12 protein-coding genes and 1 tRNA gene are annotated in these 16,112 nt (G+C 60.8%); 8 read left to right on the top strand and 5 right to left on the bottom strand.

Going from position 1 to position 16,112, the window contains the following annotated elements; genetic code table 11:
• Positions 1–2: 2 nt before the first annotated feature.
• The 3 genes from tgt to OGI63_RS00250 form a co-directional block, all read right to left on the bottom strand.
• Positions 3–1,340 carry a tRNA guanosine(34) transglycosylase Tgt gene (gene tgt, locus OGI63_RS00260; RefSeq protein WP_004218391.1) on the bottom strand — a complete coding sequence of 446 codons (1,338 nt, stop codon included), beginning with the start codon at positions 1,338–1,340 and terminating at the stop codon, positions 3–5.
• Positions 1,341–1,439: 99 nt separating this feature from the next.
• Positions 1,440–2,969 (bottom strand): DUF6508 domain-containing protein, encoded by a 1,530-nt coding sequence (locus OGI63_RS00255; protein ID WP_004218390.1) that lies wholly within the window; start codon positions 2,967–2,969, stop codon positions 1,440–1,442.
• Positions 2,970–3,466: 497 nt separating this feature from the next.
• Positions 3,467–4,081, bottom strand: a complete 615-nt coding sequence (locus OGI63_RS00250; RefSeq protein WP_004218389.1) for an HAD family hydrolase — start codon at positions 4,079–4,081, stop codon at positions 3,467–3,469.
• 174 nt (positions 4,082–4,255) lie between these two features.
• Between OGI63_RS00250 and OGI63_RS00245 the strand changes: the two genes are divergently transcribed.
• From OGI63_RS00245 to OGI63_RS00220, 6 genes are all read left to right on the top strand, one after another.
• Positions 4,256–6,097 (top strand): S1C family serine protease, encoded by a 1,842-nt coding sequence (locus tag OGI63_RS00245; protein ID WP_004218388.1) that lies wholly within the window; start codon positions 4,256–4,258, stop codon positions 6,095–6,097.
• A gap of 308 nt (positions 6,098–6,405) precedes the next feature.
• Positions 6,406–8,640: a heavy metal translocating P-type ATPase gene (locus OGI63_RS00240; protein WP_004218387.1), complete on the top strand. Its 2,235-nt coding sequence runs from the start codon at positions 6,406–6,408 to the stop codon at positions 8,638–8,640.
• Between the two features lie 189 nt (positions 8,641–8,829).
• The gene (locus OGI63_RS00235) at positions 8,830–10,278 is read left to right on the top strand and encodes an FAD-dependent oxidoreductase (protein ID WP_004218386.1); all 1,449 of its coding nucleotides are present in this window, start codon (positions 8,830–8,832) and stop codon (positions 10,276–10,278) included.
• Between the two features lie 129 nt (positions 10,279–10,407).
• Positions 10,408–10,490: transfer RNA gene (locus tag OGI63_RS00230), tRNA-Leu, on the top strand.
• A 567-nt stretch (positions 10,491–11,057) separates the two neighbouring features.
• The gene (locus OGI63_RS00225) at positions 11,058–11,306 is read left to right on the top strand and encodes a GlsB/YeaQ/YmgE family stress response membrane protein (protein ID WP_004218385.1); all 249 of its coding nucleotides are present in this window, start codon (positions 11,058–11,060) and stop codon (positions 11,304–11,306) included.
• 271 nt (positions 11,307–11,577) lie between these two features.
• Positions 11,578–11,832, top strand: a complete 255-nt coding sequence (locus OGI63_RS00220) for a GlsB/YeaQ/YmgE family stress response membrane protein (protein ID WP_004218384.1) — start codon at positions 11,578–11,580, stop codon at positions 11,830–11,832.
• A gap of 501 nt (positions 11,833–12,333) precedes the next feature.
• On the opposite strand, the gene OGI63_RS00215 is transcribed toward OGI63_RS00220, so the two are convergent.
• Positions 12,334–13,287: a putative RNA methyltransferase gene (locus OGI63_RS00215; protein WP_004218383.1), complete on the bottom strand. Its 954-nt coding sequence runs from the start codon at positions 13,285–13,287 to the stop codon at positions 12,334–12,336.
• 79 nt (positions 13,288–13,366) lie between these two features.
• The gene (locus tag OGI63_RS00210; RefSeq protein WP_004218382.1) at positions 13,367–13,705 is read right to left on the bottom strand and encodes a hypothetical protein; all 339 of its coding nucleotides are present in this window, start codon (positions 13,703–13,705) and stop codon (positions 13,367–13,369) included.
• 178 nt (positions 13,706–13,883) lie between these two features.
• On the opposite strand from OGI63_RS00210, the gene OGI63_RS00205 reads away from it, so the two are divergent.
• Both OGI63_RS00205 and OGI63_RS00200 read left to right on the top strand, forming a co-directional pair.
• Positions 13,884–14,969 carry an alpha/beta fold hydrolase gene (locus tag OGI63_RS00205; RefSeq protein ID WP_004218381.1) on the top strand — a complete coding sequence of 362 codons (1,086 nt, stop codon included), beginning with the start codon at positions 13,884–13,886 and terminating at the stop codon, positions 14,967–14,969.
• An 84-nt stretch (positions 14,970–15,053) separates the two neighbouring features.
• Positions 15,054–16,106 (top strand): DMT family transporter, encoded by a 1,053-nt coding sequence (locus OGI63_RS00200; protein WP_004218380.1) that lies wholly within the window; start codon positions 15,054–15,056, stop codon positions 16,104–16,106.
• Positions 16,107–16,112 lie beyond the last annotated feature (6 nt).

Raw genomic sequence — 16,112 nt, 5'->3', positions numbered from 1 at the left:
ACTCACCCGCGCGAGCCGTTCGCGTAGAAACGCGCGAGCGTCTCATCGCGGAACTCGTCGAAATAGCCGCCGTCGATCGAGGCGCGGATGTCGTCGAGCAAATGCACGAAGAAGTACTCGTTGTGGATCGTGGCAAGCGTGAACCCGTTCATCTCGTGCGCACGCAGCAGGTGGTCCACATAGGCACGCGTGTAGTGCGTGCACGTGTAGCACTGGCAGCCCTCCTCGAGCGGACCGAAATCGTGCTTGTACTGCGCGCGCTTGATGTTGTAACGGCCGTCGCGCGTGAAGATCGCGCCGTTACGCCCGCAACGCGCCGGCGCCACGCAATCGAAGGTGTCGCCGCCGTTCTCCACGCAGGCGAAGATGTCGTCCACCGCGGCGATGCCGAGCACGTGCCGGGGCCGGCTTTCGGGCATCTCGTCGCAGATCCACGCGCAGATGTCGCCGATGATCCGCTTCTCCATCGCGCCGCCTATGCCGACGCCGTCGAAGTCGAGCGAGGCAATCTGCGAGGCCGCATGCCGGCGTAGATCTTCGTAGTTGGCACCCTGCACCACACCATAGAGTGCCTGGTACGGCTTGCCAAGGCGTGACTGCGTGAGCCGCTCGTGCTCGGCGACGCAACGCTGTGCCCAGCGGTAGGTGCGCTCGACCGAGTTCTCCTGGTAGCGGCGCGTGTTCATGAGCGTCGTGAGCTCGTCGAATGCGAACATGATGTCGGCGCCGAGCTTGTGCTGGATGTTCATCGAAATCTCGGCGGAGAATCGGTGCAGCGAGCCGTTGAGCGGCGACTTGAACGTGACGCCGTCCTCGTCCACGAACGCCATGCGCTCCTTGCCTTCGGCAATCACGTCGTCGGACTTCATGCCCTTCACATCCATCGCCAACGTCTTCTTGAAGCCCGCGCCGAGCGAAAGCACCTGGAATCCACCGGAGTCGGTGAAAGTCGGGCCGTTCCAGTTCATGAACTTCGCGAGACCGCCCGCCTCGTCAAGCACGTCCTCACCGGGGCGCTCGTACAGGTGGAACGCGTTCGACAGCAGACACTGTGCGCCGAGCTGGGTCATCGATTCCGGCAGCACGGCCTTCATTGCACCTTGCGTGGCCACCGGCACGAATGCCGGCGTCTTGATGTCGCCGTGTGGCGTGTGCAGAATGCCGGTGCGACCATAGCGGGCGCCGCCTTTGCCCTTGCCGTTCGGGGAATCAGGCAGTCGCGTGGTCTGTTCAAAACGGAAGGCGCTGCGGTCGCCGGGTTTGCCCGGTTCAGCGCCGCGCGGATGCTCCACCAGCTGCGGGGCCGGTGCCTGCACAATGCTCTCTGTATTCGCTGTCATGTGCGCAATTCTAAGGCGTGCGGTTGTCCGCGTGAACAGATTGCGCACACCTACCGATGCTACCGCCCGTCGCATATGCGCCTACCGTATGCGTCGCCCTCATGAGGAAGCACGTTCGTCATCAATCTGGACAAGTCGGCGCAGCCACCGCTGAATAAGACCATGATTCAGCGAATGAAGCATGAGACCCTCGCCGAACTTCTCCTGACGCACCACGTATATGATCATCGCCATCACCGTACGTGCGTCGTAATCCGCGGGGTCCACCACGTCGATCGGCGCGTCCAGTAACTTGGCGTGGAGCAATCCCAGGTAATCGAAGAAACCAAGGTCGGGCTGCCTGTCGAGCACCCGGTTTACCTCATCCATGAACCGCAGAACTATGCCGTTGTACGACACATAGAATGGATTCACCACGTCGCCGAACTCACCCATGCTCTCGAGCATGGGCAGGAACTTCGTGACAGACTCGTAGGGGTGCGGGGTTCCCATTCGCGAAAGCGCCACACGTTGCACATGCGACGGGTGAGACAGCAGTTGCGTGAGATCCTGGTCATGCGCCATCGCCTCACGGCGTTCACGGGCAAACCACCAGAAATACGTTCTCGCGATTGCACGCAGGTATGTATGCGCGAATCTATACAAATCGCGCGCCTGCATGAGATCGATCTCGCAACCTACGCCATATTCCAGGCAGCGAGCCAATCTGAGTGCCGCACTGGCCTTGATGTAATGCATGGCGTGACGCTCATCGACCAGCGCATACGCACGCCGGTAAAGCTCGAATGCGGCGCTCTCGTCCCGTTCGCACACCATTCCTTCAATACGCAGGTCACCGAGGAATACCAACGCCTCTGGGTCGCCGAGCTCCGCCGCCCGTTCAAAACAGATGCGTGCGCGCTCGCCGATCGGCGGCTGTTCGATCATCGGCGGATGCCCTTTGATGCTCGCCGTGTAGTAGCTATTGAAATAATCGCCGTTGTTAAGGTCCTCCTTGTAGATTTTCCCGAGCGCGACCCAGGCACGGGCGTCACCACGACCAGCCGCATGCCGAAACAGAATCTCGGCGAGCTTGACACAATCATGGAACCGCTGACGTTCGTCTTCGTCGGAGTAAGCGCGATGCACGCGCATCGCCTCCTCCATATAGAACATCGCGCGCCGGTATGCCTCACGGCCGTGCGGATCGAATACCGAAGCCTTATCACAGTAATCTCCGGAATCGTCGAGGCTGGAATAGAACGGCGTTCCCGGTAGATTCCTGTAACTCTCCACCCACCGCTCATAGGGCACCACGGTCTCGCCCATCACATTCACCGGAGATATGGGCACCGGTTCGATCCGCATGGTGGAACTCTTCGGTTCGTCCGGGCCCCAGTCCCACCACGTGCCTCCAGGGTACCGGCCCACGCGTTCGCGCCCATAGTAGTGCGGTTTGCCCTCGTTGTCCGTGGCGAACAGCGGATTGGTGAGGTACACCGCCGGCAATACCGGACCGATCACAATGTCGGCGAAACAGTAATAGTCCATGCCGTATTCGAGAATCGGCACCTTGCTGCGACTCTCGATGAACTCCCCAGACGGCTCGAATCCCTTCTCATGTTCGTGCAGGAATTCGAAATCTTCCATATCACTGTCCCATACCATGGCACAAGATTAGCAAACTGAGTCAGGCAACATGGCACTGACCCAGATTCGGCGCGTTCGTCTCGCTCTATCGGCCATTTTTCGCATATCGTCAGGGAATGGCCGCCGAGTGACGTGCCACAGCGGCCGTTCTTCGCAGATAGGAACAAATCGGCCAACGGAACGCATCCAATGTCCTCGCGAACAGGATCCCCCCAATCACACCCCATGTCAGCCCTGTTCACTCTCTTATTTTCGATTGTTAGGTGGCCCTCTCCAGTAACAGACCCCTAAAACACCCAAATATGCGACAAAAAACGTAGATTTGTCGTATTTATGCGGCTTGCAGGCGGGTGTCTACTTGCGGAAGCACCTAACAATCGCAGATAGACAGAAACACCCATCTTCGCCTGACCGGCCAGATTTCACAGCAGCACACAGATGAGCCGATGGAGCGCACCGCACGACCGAGTTGGGGGGGCGATCGGCACTGACGGCACTTATGAGACCGGGAGCAGCAGCGCGCGAATCTGCTCGGCGGATTCGAAACGCACGGCATGCAATCCGAGTTCGCATGCGGCGGCGGCGTTGGCGGCGGTGTTCTCGACGAACAGCGTGTGCGCGGTGTCGAGATGGAAGGCGCGAATCGCACGCTCGAACAGTGCGGGATCTGGTTTGGCAATGCACTCGCGCGCGGAGACCATTGTGCCGTCGAGCAGGCCGAGCCACGGGTATTTCACCTGCATCTGCTCGACCGCGGTCTCCGAGCAGTTCGCCAGGCCGACCATGCGCACGCCGGCGGCCCGCAGTTCGCGGAGCAATGTGGGCATGCCGACGGGCATATCGTAGAATCCAAGCGCGCGATGCTGCAGCAGCAGGCGCAGAATCCAGCCGACCGCGGGACCGTGCTCGCGGGTGTAGTCGTCGAGAATCTTGCCATCCGGCACACCGGCGGCGGCGCGCGCACGGCAGAATTCGTAGCCGTGCGGGTCATGGTCATCGAAGAACATGTCGGTGACGCCGGGCGGGTAGAACGCGCCCACCACGCGATGCGGGCGCCAGTCCACGAGCACGTCGAAATAGTCGAACACGACGGCGGAGAAATCGGTCTGCACACTGCAAGCGTAGCGGACAATGCGGTCTCGTGAATTCCAAAGATTCTTTTTCGAAAGAACAATTCAGTTTTCAGTGGACATTCAGGAAACTTCAAGAAGACGTGGCTTAACTGAGTACTATCACAAGAATAGATTGCCCGAGCGCGATCATGAGGAGACATATAGGGAGAGTCGATGGCTGACGACAACAATAATTGGCCTACCGGCACGCCGGACCAGAACGCAGGCTCCGACGAGCACCATACCGACGCCAACATTGGCGCGAACACCGAAGATTTGAACACGGCACCTGCCGCACCTGCAGACGAACAGCCGACCTCCGTGCTGACGCCGGTTTCCGGTTCCGCCACCGAGCAAGGCGAGAAGAACGACTCGACTTCGGTGGACGGGACCCGCAAACCGGAACCGTACCGCCTGGCACCACAATATGGTGCGTACGCGCCGACATCCCAGCAGGAGACGACGCGCATCCCGACGCCCCCACAGCAGGGTGCGCCGAACGCACAACAGTCCGGACTGCCGTACCAGACACAGAACAATCCGCAGAACATGCCATATGGCGTGCGCGTGGACCAGAACCAGCCGAACGCGCCACAGGGTGCACCGAATGCGCAGAACCGCAATCCGTACGGTGTGCCAACGGGCAATCCGTTCGCGCCCAGCAACGGCACGCCGGCAGGTCCGGGCAATCCGAACGGCCCGACACAGTCGCCGTTCGGGCCGGGCAGCCCACAGCAGGGGCAACCGGCACGCACGCCGAGCAACATCATTGTCGCGGTGGTCGCGGCACTCGTTGCGGCGGCGATCTGCCTGGGCGTCGGCTATGCGGCGCTCACCAACGGCTGGGTGAAAATCCCCACGTCGAGCTCGTTGAGCAGCGTCTCGTCAAACAACCACGGTTCCGGCTCGGCCACGGTGGAAGGCGGTCAGGCGCCGAACTGGGCCAGCGTCTCCGCGAACGTGTCGAAGTCGGTCGTGTCGATCCAGACCGTTGTGGACCAGGGCGAAGCCAAGGGCTCCGGCGCGATCCTCGACAAAGAGGGCCACATCGTGACGAACAACCACGTGGTTTCCGGCGCCAAGCAGATTCAGGTGACGCTCGACAACGGCGACATCTACAGCGCGAAGGTGGTGGGCACCGATTCCACGACCGATCTCGCCGTGATCAAGCTCGACAATCCGCCGAAAGACCTGACGCCCATCACATTCGCGAATTCCGACAGCCTGACGCCAGGTGAGCCGATCATGGCCATCGGCAATCCGCTCGGCTACGACGGCACCGTGACCACCGGCATCGTCTCCGCGCTGAACCGACCCGTCACCGTGATGGACGAAGAGAACAACAACGCCATCGTCACCAACGCCGTGCAGATCGACGCCGCAATCAACCCGGGCAACTCGGGCGGCCCCACCTTCAATGCGGCAGGTCAGGTGATCGGCATCAACTCGTCGATCGCCTCCACCGCCTCGAGCACCCAGACCGCCGGTTCCATCGGCATCGGCTTCGCAATCCCGGCGAATCTGGTGAAGCGGGTCGCCGACGAGATCATCCAGAACGGCAAGGTGGAGCATGTGGCGCTCGGCGTCACAATCCAGAGCGCCACGGTAGAAGCGGATGGCGTTACGCGCGGCGGCGCCGTGGTCAAGTCGGTCGTCGCGAACAGCCCAGCAGCCAAGGCCGGTGTGAAGACCGGCGACACGATCGTGGGCTTCAACGGCCTCGCCGTGAACAACAACTACTCGCTGCTCGGATTCGTACGTGCCGCAGCGATGGGGTCCACCGCGAAACTCACCGTGGTGCGAGACGGTCACACGATGGAGCTCAACGTGACCTTCGACCAGGCCGAGGCGGCGGTGAACGGCAGCAACCGCAACGAGAACCAGAACAACCAAAACGGCCAGAACGACCAGAACAACAACGGTCAGAACGACCAGAACAACAACGACGGCAATAGCGACAACAACAATCGCAACCGCAACAACGACGGGCTCATCGATCCGTTCGGCATGTGGTAAACCGGCGGCGAACATCTGAATCGGCCGTTTCAGCGAGAGGGTCTGCAGAGCGATCTGCAGACCCTCTTCCCATATCACCTATACCGGAACACGCCAGTGGGTGTGGTTTGCTATAGTGAGAACCCATGCGCGGCAAACGCGCGAATACAACTGAATATGCAAGCAATCTTTTTACGCCGTGTGTCGTAAGCGCACCAAGCCGGGTGCCGTGTTCGATGGGCTAACAAGGCGTGAAGCTAGCTTTCCACATCTGTATGCGCTATGGCGGCGTGCAGGTGCGGAAGACGATACCGACGTAAGGAGATGCGATGAAGAAAATCATCGATCTTTGCAAGGAAGTCCCGCTCCTTCCTCTCACCATTCTGGCGGCCATACCGCTGGCCCTCATTCCGCAGTGGCGCCCGTGGGGCCACATTCACCCCGCATTCGACCCGGGTGTGGGCGAATGGATCATCATCCTGTTCGTGGCATGGACCATCTACACGAGCATCCGCGAGATGATCGACAGCATTCGGCACGGCCACATTGGCGTCGATCTGCTCGCCATCGTCGCACTCGTCTCCACCGTCTGCGTACAGCAATACTGGGCGTCGTGGGCAGTGGTGCTCATGGTGGCCTCCGGCGAGGCAATCGAATCGTACGCGCAGAACAAGGCGCGCGGCAATCTCACCGCACTCATCAAAGCGGCGCCGCAACAGGCGCACGTGGTCACATTGCCCGGCGTTGCAGACGGCGGCGAGGCGCAACTGACCGAGGAAGGCTTCCGCAAGGTGCAGCAGGCCGTCGAGCAGGCGCAGCGCGAAGGCAAGCCGATCACCATGGGCAACGGTCATTTCGACACGGTCCCGGTGAACGACGTCAAGCTCGGCTCGGTGCTCATCGTGCTACCCGGCGAGATTGTGCCGGTCGACGGCCAGCTGCTCTCCGGCACCGCAAGCGTCGACCTGAGCAACATCAACGGCGAGCCGGTGCCGCGCACCCTGTTCGTCGGCGCGAAGGTGCTCTCGGGCTCCATCAATGGCTCGACCACGATGATGATCCGCACGACGTCACTCGCCGCGGATTCGCAGTACCAGCAGATCCTGAAGCTCGTCTCGTCCGCGGAGGAGTCGCGCGCCGCCGTGGTGCGCACCGCCGACATGCTCGCCGTGCCGTTCACCATCATCTCGTTCGCGATTGCAATCGTCGCGTGGATCGTCTCGGGCACCGGTCTGCGCTTCGCCCAGGTGCTCGTGCTCGCCACGCCATGCCCGCTGCTCATCGCCGCGCCGGTCGCGTACGTCGCCGGCACCGCACGCCTCGCCAAGCAGAAGATTCTCATCAAATCTCAGGATGTGCTGGAGAATCTGGGTCGCGTCACGCATGTGTTCTTCGACAAGACGGGCACGCTCACCGTCAAGCAGCCGCAGGTGGTGCGCGTCGAAAAGGCCAAGGACATGCCTGCGAACGTCTCCGAGGACGAGATCCTCATGCTCGCCGGCATGGTGGAGGGATTCTCGGTGCACGTGCTCGCCAAGGGAATCGTCGCCGCCGGCAAGGAGGCGATGGCACGCTTGCACAGACTCCCCAGCTCAAGCGGCAAAACCGCAGCCGACGGTGCAGGCCAGCGCGAACTGCCGAACCCCAACGAGAACTACCCGGTGGTCGGCAACGTCTCCGAGACGCCAGGCAAGGGCGTCACCGGCACGGTGGACGGCCACAAGGTGGAGGTGGGGCGTTTCGCCTTCGTGACGGAGCAATCCATCGCCAGCGAGGAAGTGCACACCGCGCAGGAAGAGGAACGCAACGAGAAGGCGATGGAGCAGGCGGACCGCGAGGCGGCGAAACTGTGGCCCACCGAGCTCGAACCCGACGAGATGGCCACGTACATCGCCATCGACGGCAAGCTCGCCGCGCGCATCGTGCTGCGCGACGTGCCGCGCTACAACGCGAAGCAGTCGATCGCCCAACTGCGCGAGCTCGGCGTGAAAGAAGAGACGATGCTCACCGGCGACAAGAAGGCGTCGGCCATGATCATCGCAAACGAAGTGGGCATCACCGACGTGCGCTACGAACTGCTGCCGCAAGACAAGGTGAATGCCGTGCGCGAGGCCGCTGCCGCCGAGAAGACCGGCCGGGAATCGGGCTGGAAGCGTTTCCTGGCGAAGCTGCTCGGCGAACCGATTCACCGCGATGTGACGATGATGGTGGGCGACGGCGTGAACGATTCGCCGGTGCTCGCGGTCGCCGACATCGGCATGGCAATGACCGACGGCACGTCCACGGCCGCCTCGGAAAGCGCCGAAGTGGTGATCATGAACGACGACATCGGCGCCGTGCCGCTCGGCGTGAAGATCGCCCGGCAGACCAAACAGCGCATGCTGCAGGCCGTGCTCATCGGCATCGCGCTCGCGATCGTGGGCATGGTGTGCGCCGCGTTCAACCTAATCCCCGTGGTCGTCGGCGCGTTCCTGCAGGAGGCGATCGACGTCGTCTCCATTCTGTGGGCTCTGACGGCACTGTTCAACCGCAAGCAAGCGAGTCATGCTGGCATCCGTACTTGATTTGTCTCAATCCGGGAAATCTGCGAGACAAATCAAGTACGCAGTGCCGGGTTTGTCACGCTAGCCCTCCTCTCAGCGAGACGAACCTGACACTATTCGCACTGGTTTGTCTCCCCAGCCCTTCCCCCAGCGAGATAAATCAAGTGCGCGACTCTTCACAGATTCGCGAGTGTGGGCTAATCTATTCTCGTGACTCAAGATTCTGAACTTCGTATTGCTGTTATTGGCGCGGGCCCGGCCGGCGTCTACTCCTCCGACATCTTCCTGCGCCAGCTCGCCAAGCTCGGCGACGAACTCGGACTCGGCACGGACGCGCGCATCGATCTGTTCGAGAAACTGCCGGTGCCGTTCGGCCTCGTGCGCTATGGCGTGGCGCCGGATCATCCGTCGATCAAATTCATTGCATCGGCGCTCGAGAAAACGCTGGATAATCCGAACATCCATCTGTACGCCGACGTCGAGTTCGGCAAGGATGTGACGCTCGAGGATCTGCTGGAGCGGTATGACGCGATTCTGTTCGCGACCGGTGCGATCAAAGACAAGCCGCTCGCGATTCCGGGCGCCGATCTCGACGGCGTGTACGGTGCCGCGCGCTTTGTGGAGTGGTACGACGGCTACCCGACCGGCGTGCGCGAATGGCCGCTCGAAGCGGAACGCGTCGCAGTGATCGGTGGCGGCAATGTGGCGATGGACGTCGCGCGCGAGCTCATGCGCAACGCCGACGATCTGCGTGCGAAAACCGACATTCCCGACAACGTGTACGAGGGCATCAAGAACAACAAGGCGAAGGAACTCCACTTGTTCATTCGCCGCGGCGTCGCGCAGGCGAAGTTCTCGGTGCAGGAGCTGCGCGAAATGGAGAAACTGCCCGGCGTGCAGCTCATCATTGACGAAGACGACTTCGAACTCGACGACGACACCGTCGAGGAGGCCGGCAAAGACAAGCTCACGCGCCAGATGGTGGAGGAGCTGTTCGTGATTCGCGACATGGCCGAAGACATGGAAGACGACGGCGACGTTGACTTCGAAGGCAACCCGGCCGACCGCAAGTACTACATCCACTTCAATTCCGCACCCACCGAGATTCTCGGCGAAGACGGCAAGGTGAGAGGCATTCGCGTGGAGCGCACCGAGACCGGCGCGGACGGCAAGATGCATCGCACCGGCGAATTCACCGACTATCCGGTCGAGGCCGTGTACCATGCCATCGGCTACAAGCCGGAATCGGTGCCGGGCATCGCCTACGACGAGGGCGGCGCGCATTTGGCCAACGCGAACGGCGACGGCCGCATCACTGTGGATCATGAGAACGGCGAAGTGCGCGAACGCCTCTATGCGACAGGCTGGGCGAAGCGCGGGCCGGTGGGACTCATCGGTTCGACGAAGTCCGACGCGCTGATGATCGTGACGGCCATGCTCGAAGACCTCGCACAGAACAAGGAGAACGCACGTCTCGCGCCCGACCGCGACCCCGAGTCGATCGACCGTCTGCTTGCCGAACGCGGCGTGCGACCAATCGATTTCGCCGGCTGGAAGCGCGTGGACGCGTACGAGCGTGCCGAAGGAGCCAAGGAGGGCCGCGAGCACAAGAAAGTGATCGATCCCGACCAGTTCCGCGCACTCGCACACGGCGAGTGAACGCCAGATGTTCAGCGGGCGGGTGCCAGGCGTTCGCGAGGTCGAGCGTCCGGCGCCCGTTTCCATGATCGTGTTGCAACACGCCGAATTGCACTATTGTGAGCATTGGTGTAATCTAACTCTTTGTCTGCGAGCGTGGCGGAATGGTAGACGCGCTGTCTTCAGGTGGCAGTGAGCTCATGCTCGTGCGGGTTCAAGTCCCGCCGCTCGCACTAGCAAGAAACGGCTGATTTCCAACGAAGTCAGCCGTTTTGCTTTGCCGACGGGGGCTGTTTCGGCAACAATTTAGCAAAATTCGAGAGCCGTCTGAGGGCCATTCGAGAACCATCTGGGAACACCCCCACCACCACAGGTCATTATCCGTTACGGGATGTCACTATTCTTTACGGGATGTCTGGACTCTCATGGCATCGCTGATTTCGGCGATAGAGTCTACCATTTCACAACACACAGAGAGAGGAAAACACCATACTGATGCACTCTTTGCACAATTCCGCACAACGATATCAAGGACCAGACATCCCGTAAGAAATAATGACATCCCGCAAACCACACGGCACGAATACCCGGGACTTGCGCGCGTAGCACACCGGCAGGCATGCTTCCTGAACGTCACCCGTGCACAGGGACACCGTCGGGCACCGCGCACCTACTGCGCGCTCAAAACGGCGGAATTCCAAACAAAACAGAATATCACCACAGCACAAAGCGATACGCGGCCGTCGCACCTCCCGTAGAGTGAAGGTATTGGTTCATCAACAACTGAAAGAATGGACACCATGTTTTGGATTTGGACACTTATTGTAGGCGCAGTCATCGGAGCGATCGCAGGTGCGATTACCAACAACGGGCATTCGATGGGCTGGATCAGCAACATTCTGGCAGGATTGGCCGGTTCGGCGCTTGGTCAGGGACTCTTCGGCTCCTGGGGGCCGTCGCTCGGGGGCATGGCGGTCGTACCGTCCGTCCTCGGCGCGGTCATTGTGGTCGCCATCGTCAGCTTCATCGTCATGAAGGTTCGCGCATAGCAATCTGCCGAACTCAATAATCTGGATTCGCGGGACCCGGCTCAACCGGCGCCCCGTTTTTTCATGCCTGAGCTGATGCACACCGTGAATAAAGACTGAATATTCACGCTCGTTTATGATATGCGAAGCGTGTAGCACACTGCAAATTTTCATGTGGTTGTTTTATCTCAAAACTGCATAGTTTCACCTCATAGCCCAAATAAACACGACCCGCAGTCGCGCATTTTACAATCCCAAATATCCGTATATATAACCCAAAATATGAATAATTATGCATTGGTTATGGGTTCTTATTGTCGGAGCAATCATCGGTGCAATCGCCGGCGCCATCACGCATCACAGCGGTGCAATGGGCCGGATCAGCAACATCATCGCCGGCCTAGTGGGTTCTGCACTCGGTGAGGCGCTGTTGGGTCACTGGGGACCGCAGCTTGCCGGCATGGCGATCATTCCGTCGTTGATCGGCGCGATTGTCGTCGTCGCAGTGGTTTCCTTCTTCCTCATGAGGTCTTCAGCAAAGAACTGACCTCACTTGTAGCCATCATTGGGGGCTGCGGTTCCACCGGGGGCCACAGCCCCCAACACTATCTCACTGTCTGCGTAAGAAGAGACATCTGCACTCCTTATATGTCCCAAATTACGCAAGCTGGAACCTATGGAAGCTACACAAAGCTGCACGCAGCAACATAATCTGCGTAAAAAGAGACAGTTAGGCCGGCTAACTGTCCCAAATTACGCAATTCAAGACAGTGACGCATTTCAGGCATTCCGCGGCGACGGCATCTTCCAAAATTTACGTAAAAAGAGACATCTATGCTCCCTCAACATGTCCCAAATTACGCAGGCGAAAACCTGTGCACTCCGCAAATCCGCAAATCCGCAAATCCGCAACTCTGCAACTCTGCAACTCTGCGTAAAAAGAGACATCTTGTGCATCTTTCTGTCTCTTTTTACGCAGAGGTGGGTATGACCAGAACCATCTATAATCACGCTATAATCACGCTATAGTCATGGATCTCCCCCGCAATCACCCGCACACGCTGCCCACGAGGATCTCCGCCTCCACGGTGAGCTCATGAATCCGGGAGAGATCAAGCGAATCCACGTCCACGTTGAACAGCAACGGCGTCATGCGGGCGAAGGCGAGCACATCGTCGGCCGGCATCGGGAAGGTCTGGGAGACGAGCCGGCGTTCCAGCACATCGAAATGCTCGGCGAACTGCCCCACAACCTGCTCGTTCGAATAGTCGCCGTGGCGCAGCTGGCCGCGTGCGAGCTCGCGCAGCTGCTCGTCATGCCGCGCGCCGGGCACCACCTTGATCACCACGCCCGAGCCGCCGAGCACGCGCGTGAATTCCGCGTAGTTGACCGGCGAGAACACGTCGAGCACGCAGTCCACGGCGCCGTCACGCACCGGTAGTTCGGCCAGATTCCCCACAAACCACCTCACCGCGCACCCCGCGTCTTCGCGCGCCGCCAGCTGCACGGAATCCTTGGAGATGTCGAACGCGAGCACCGTGGCATCCGGATGCGCCGCCTGCACGGCGCGCGCATAGAATCCTTCGCCGCAGCCGACGTCGAGTATCACCGGCGCGCGCATCTGCGGCCCGCTCGAGCGCAGATCCGCACGCCCGCGTGCGCCGCGCAATTGCGCGCCGGAACGCGTGCGCAGGCCCGCGAAATCGATGGACGCGGCAATCTGCCCGCAATACCGCCCCACGGCACTCAGCACGGCGTCGACGATATGCGAGTAATAGCCGGCGGAGAGAATCTGCCCGCGGTGCTCGAACGACTCTCTGCTGTAATATTCCGACTGCCGCGCACCGGGCGCCAGATTCACGTACCCCTGCCGCGCCACGTCGTAGGTGTGACCGCGTTCGCAACGCAGACTCGTACCCTCCAGCCGCAGCTCCTCACGGCACAGCGGGCACACGAAGTATTTCCAGGAATCCGCAAACCGCGCCAATTTCTCCGGACTCATCGCGACCTCCCGTCACACCGTGGAATCCCAGCACATCGTAACAAAAAAGCCTCCCGGAGGAGGCCTGTGGAACGGCTGGTCAGTCGTGCGGGCGCGTGTTCAGCCTGCTGTAGTAGAACGACGCGAGCACGCAGAACACGAGCGTGGCGATGTTGAAGATGAGCTCGACCCACCACAGAATCTGGTTCCACGTGTTGCTCAGCGGCCCGAACAGGCCGGGCAGCGTGACGAGCCAGCTGATGATGACGCAAATAAATACCCAGATGCCGTATTTCTGCCCCATCTGCTGGTCATAGAGATGCGCCGGCGTGAGCTCGAAATTCGGCTTGTTGTTGTACACCGCGTACACACCGAACACCAGCAGCGCGACCAGCACGATCACGTTGAGGACTGTCATGATGATGTTCTGCGCTACCATGACGCTTCCTTTCCTAAAATTCCTGTATTTCTTCCACAGATTCTAGGCTCACCCTCCCCGCCCCCGCCCTGATTACGCGCACCGCGCTACGCGTTTTCGACTCTGACAGCCGAATATTTCACGTGATATCACGCGCAGACTACGCTGGTCTTCAGTTTCACCCGACGAAAGGCAGCCCATGGAAATCGCGATGATCAACGAACACGAATTCCAGCAGGATCTCGAGGCCACCGCCCTGCCGGCCCTCGATTCGTGCATGCATGACGGCTACATGGACCCGGCCGTCTCGGATTGGCATGGGCACAGACTGCGCACGCTGCACCCGGCGGACGGCACTCCGAACAAGCTGCATGTCGTGCGCTACGACGTCGAGAAATTCCATGCCTTGCAGATTCCCGGCTCCTCCCGCCAAACCCATGGCACCGTGCTCATCTCGCACGGATTCACCGAGTTCGCGGCCAAATACAAGGAGATGGCATGGTACTTCCTGCTCGCCGGATTCTCCGTTTGTATTCTCGAACACCGCGGGCATGGCTATTCCGCGCGCGATGTGAGGAACGACCAGATTGTGTACATCGACACATGGCACCGCTATGTCGCCGATCTCGCGAAATGCGCGCGGACGATCGCACGCCCGATGGCGGCAGACAAGCCGCTTGTGCTGTTCGCACATTCGATGGGCGGCGGCATCGCAGCGGCCATGCTCGAGCGGTACCCCAACATCGTCGACAAGGCCGTGCTGTCGTCGCCGATGATCGAGGCGAATCTGCACACCCCGAACTGGCTCGCAGCACTGGTGTGCGGCGCGGCATGCGATTTCGGCCACGCCAAGTCCATGGCACCCGGACAGCGCGCGTTCACGCCGCTCATCGACATCAAAGACAACCAGGGCGCATGCATGCAGCGTCTCGAATGGATGAAGAAGCTGCGCATCGCAGACACGCATTACCAGACCTCGGCCGCGGCGAACGAGTGGGTGAGGCAGGCGATCCGCCTGTCCATCGCCATGCAGGACCCGCATATGTGCGAGCGCATCGAGACGCCAATCCTGCTGTTCCAGGCAGGCAATGACCACTGGGTGCGCAACAAGGCGCAGAATCGCTTCGTCAAACGCGTGGGCAAGGACGGCGGCGACATCCGCATGGTTCGCGTGCCCGGCTCCGTGCATGAGATCTTCACGATGCCGAACAGCGTGATGGCACCGTATCTGAAGGAGATCCTCACGTTCCTGCAAACGAGCGAGCCGGTCACCGTGCTCGTCTGAACTCGGGCGGGGCGCGCCGCCGGGGCCGGTATTTCACGGCCTGCGCGATACTATGCGTGCGAGAGATGAGCGGAAGGAGCCCCGGTGTCTGAACACAGCGATCCACAGCACGACCACGGCACACGCAATGTGAATTCGCCGGAGGAACTCCATGAGATGCTGGCGCGGTCGGCGGCCACCGAGCAGGCTGATGCGCGCGACGTGCTCGTCGAGGAGGCGGTGTCGGGCAAAGGAGAGCAGACGCCCTCCTTCGAGCAGACGCCGCGGAAAATGGCCATCGGCATTGCATGCGTGCTCATCGGCGGCACATGCTGGGGCGTCAATGGCGCGGTGTCGAAGATCCTCATGGAGGAATACCACGCGGCTCCGCTGTGGATCGCCTGTGTGCGCGAGATCATCGCGGGGATCATCTTCCTCGTGGCCGCCATGATCGGCACACCGCACTCGCTCAGGTCGGCGGTGACCAGCTGGCGTGAATACCCGAAGTTCGTGGGCGCGGCGCTCACCTGCGTGACGCTCGTGCAGGTGGCCTACCTGTTCTCGATCCATTGGACGAACGCGGGCACCGCTACCGTGCTGCAGACGGTGAATCTGCTCATGGTGCTCATCTATGTGTGCGTGAGGGCGAAGCGCAGGCCCACGAAACGCGAGGTGATCGGCGTCGCCTTGGCGTTCGTGGGCGTGTGGCTGCTGGCCACCGGCGGCAAGCTGAGCACGCTGTCGATGCCGCTGCCCGGCCTGTTCTGGGGCCTTATGGACGCATTCTCCTGCGCCTGCCTCGCCATCATTCCGGTGGGGCTCATCGCCCGCTACGGCAATCTCACCTTCAACGGCCTTACTTTCCTCATTTCCGGACTCATATTGCTGCCGTTCGTCAAACCATGGCAGAACATGCCGCATTTCGACGCGCGCGGCTGGTGGCTCATGGCCTTCACGGTGGTTGTGGGCACGGTGGTCGCGTTCTGGCTGTTCATGGCGGGCGTCGTGCGCATCGGCTCGATGCGCGCGACGCTTCTGGCGACGATCGAGCCGGTGACCGCCACCATCTCGTCGGTGTTGTGGACCGGCTCGGTGTTCACCCCCGTCGACATCGTCGGATTCGTGCTGATCCTCATCATGAGTTTCCTGGTTCAATAGCCCGTG

The organism is Bifidobacterium sp. KRGSERBCFTRI (assembly GCF_025908335.1).
The sequence above is the reverse complement of the archived record's forward strand: the minus strand, read 5'-3'. Positions and strand labels throughout refer to the sequence as shown.

Coding starts and splice junctions, on each gene's coding strand:
- OGI63_RS00245 (WP_004218388.1), top strand. CDS start 4,256: ATGGCTGACGACAACAATAATTGGCCTACCGGCACGCCGGACCAGAAC.
- OGI63_RS00205 (WP_004218381.1), top strand. CDS start 13,884: ATGGAAATCGCGATGATCAACGAACACGAATTCCAGCAGGATCTCGAG.
- OGI63_RS00255 (WP_004218390.1), bottom strand. CDS start 2,969: ATGGAAGATTTCGAATTCCTGCACGAACATGAGAAGGGATTCGAGCCG.
- OGI63_RS00220 (WP_004218384.1), top strand. CDS start 11,578: ATGCATTGGTTATGGGTTCTTATTGTCGGAGCAATCATCGGTGCAATC.
- OGI63_RS00240 (WP_004218387.1), top strand. CDS start 6,406: ATGAAGAAAATCATCGATCTTTGCAAGGAAGTCCCGCTCCTTCCTCTC.
- OGI63_RS00215 (WP_004218383.1), bottom strand. CDS start 13,287: ATGAGTCCGGAGAAATTGGCGCGGTTTGCGGATTCCTGGAAATACTTC.
- OGI63_RS00210 (WP_004218382.1), bottom strand. CDS start 13,705: ATGGTAGCGCAGAACATCATCATGACAGTCCTCAACGTGATCGTGCTG.
- tgt (WP_004218391.1), bottom strand. CDS start 1,340: ATGACAGCGAATACAGAGAGCATTGTGCAGGCACCGGCCCCGCAGCTG.
- OGI63_RS00225 (WP_004218385.1), top strand. CDS start 11,058: ATGTTTTGGATTTGGACACTTATTGTAGGCGCAGTCATCGGAGCGATC.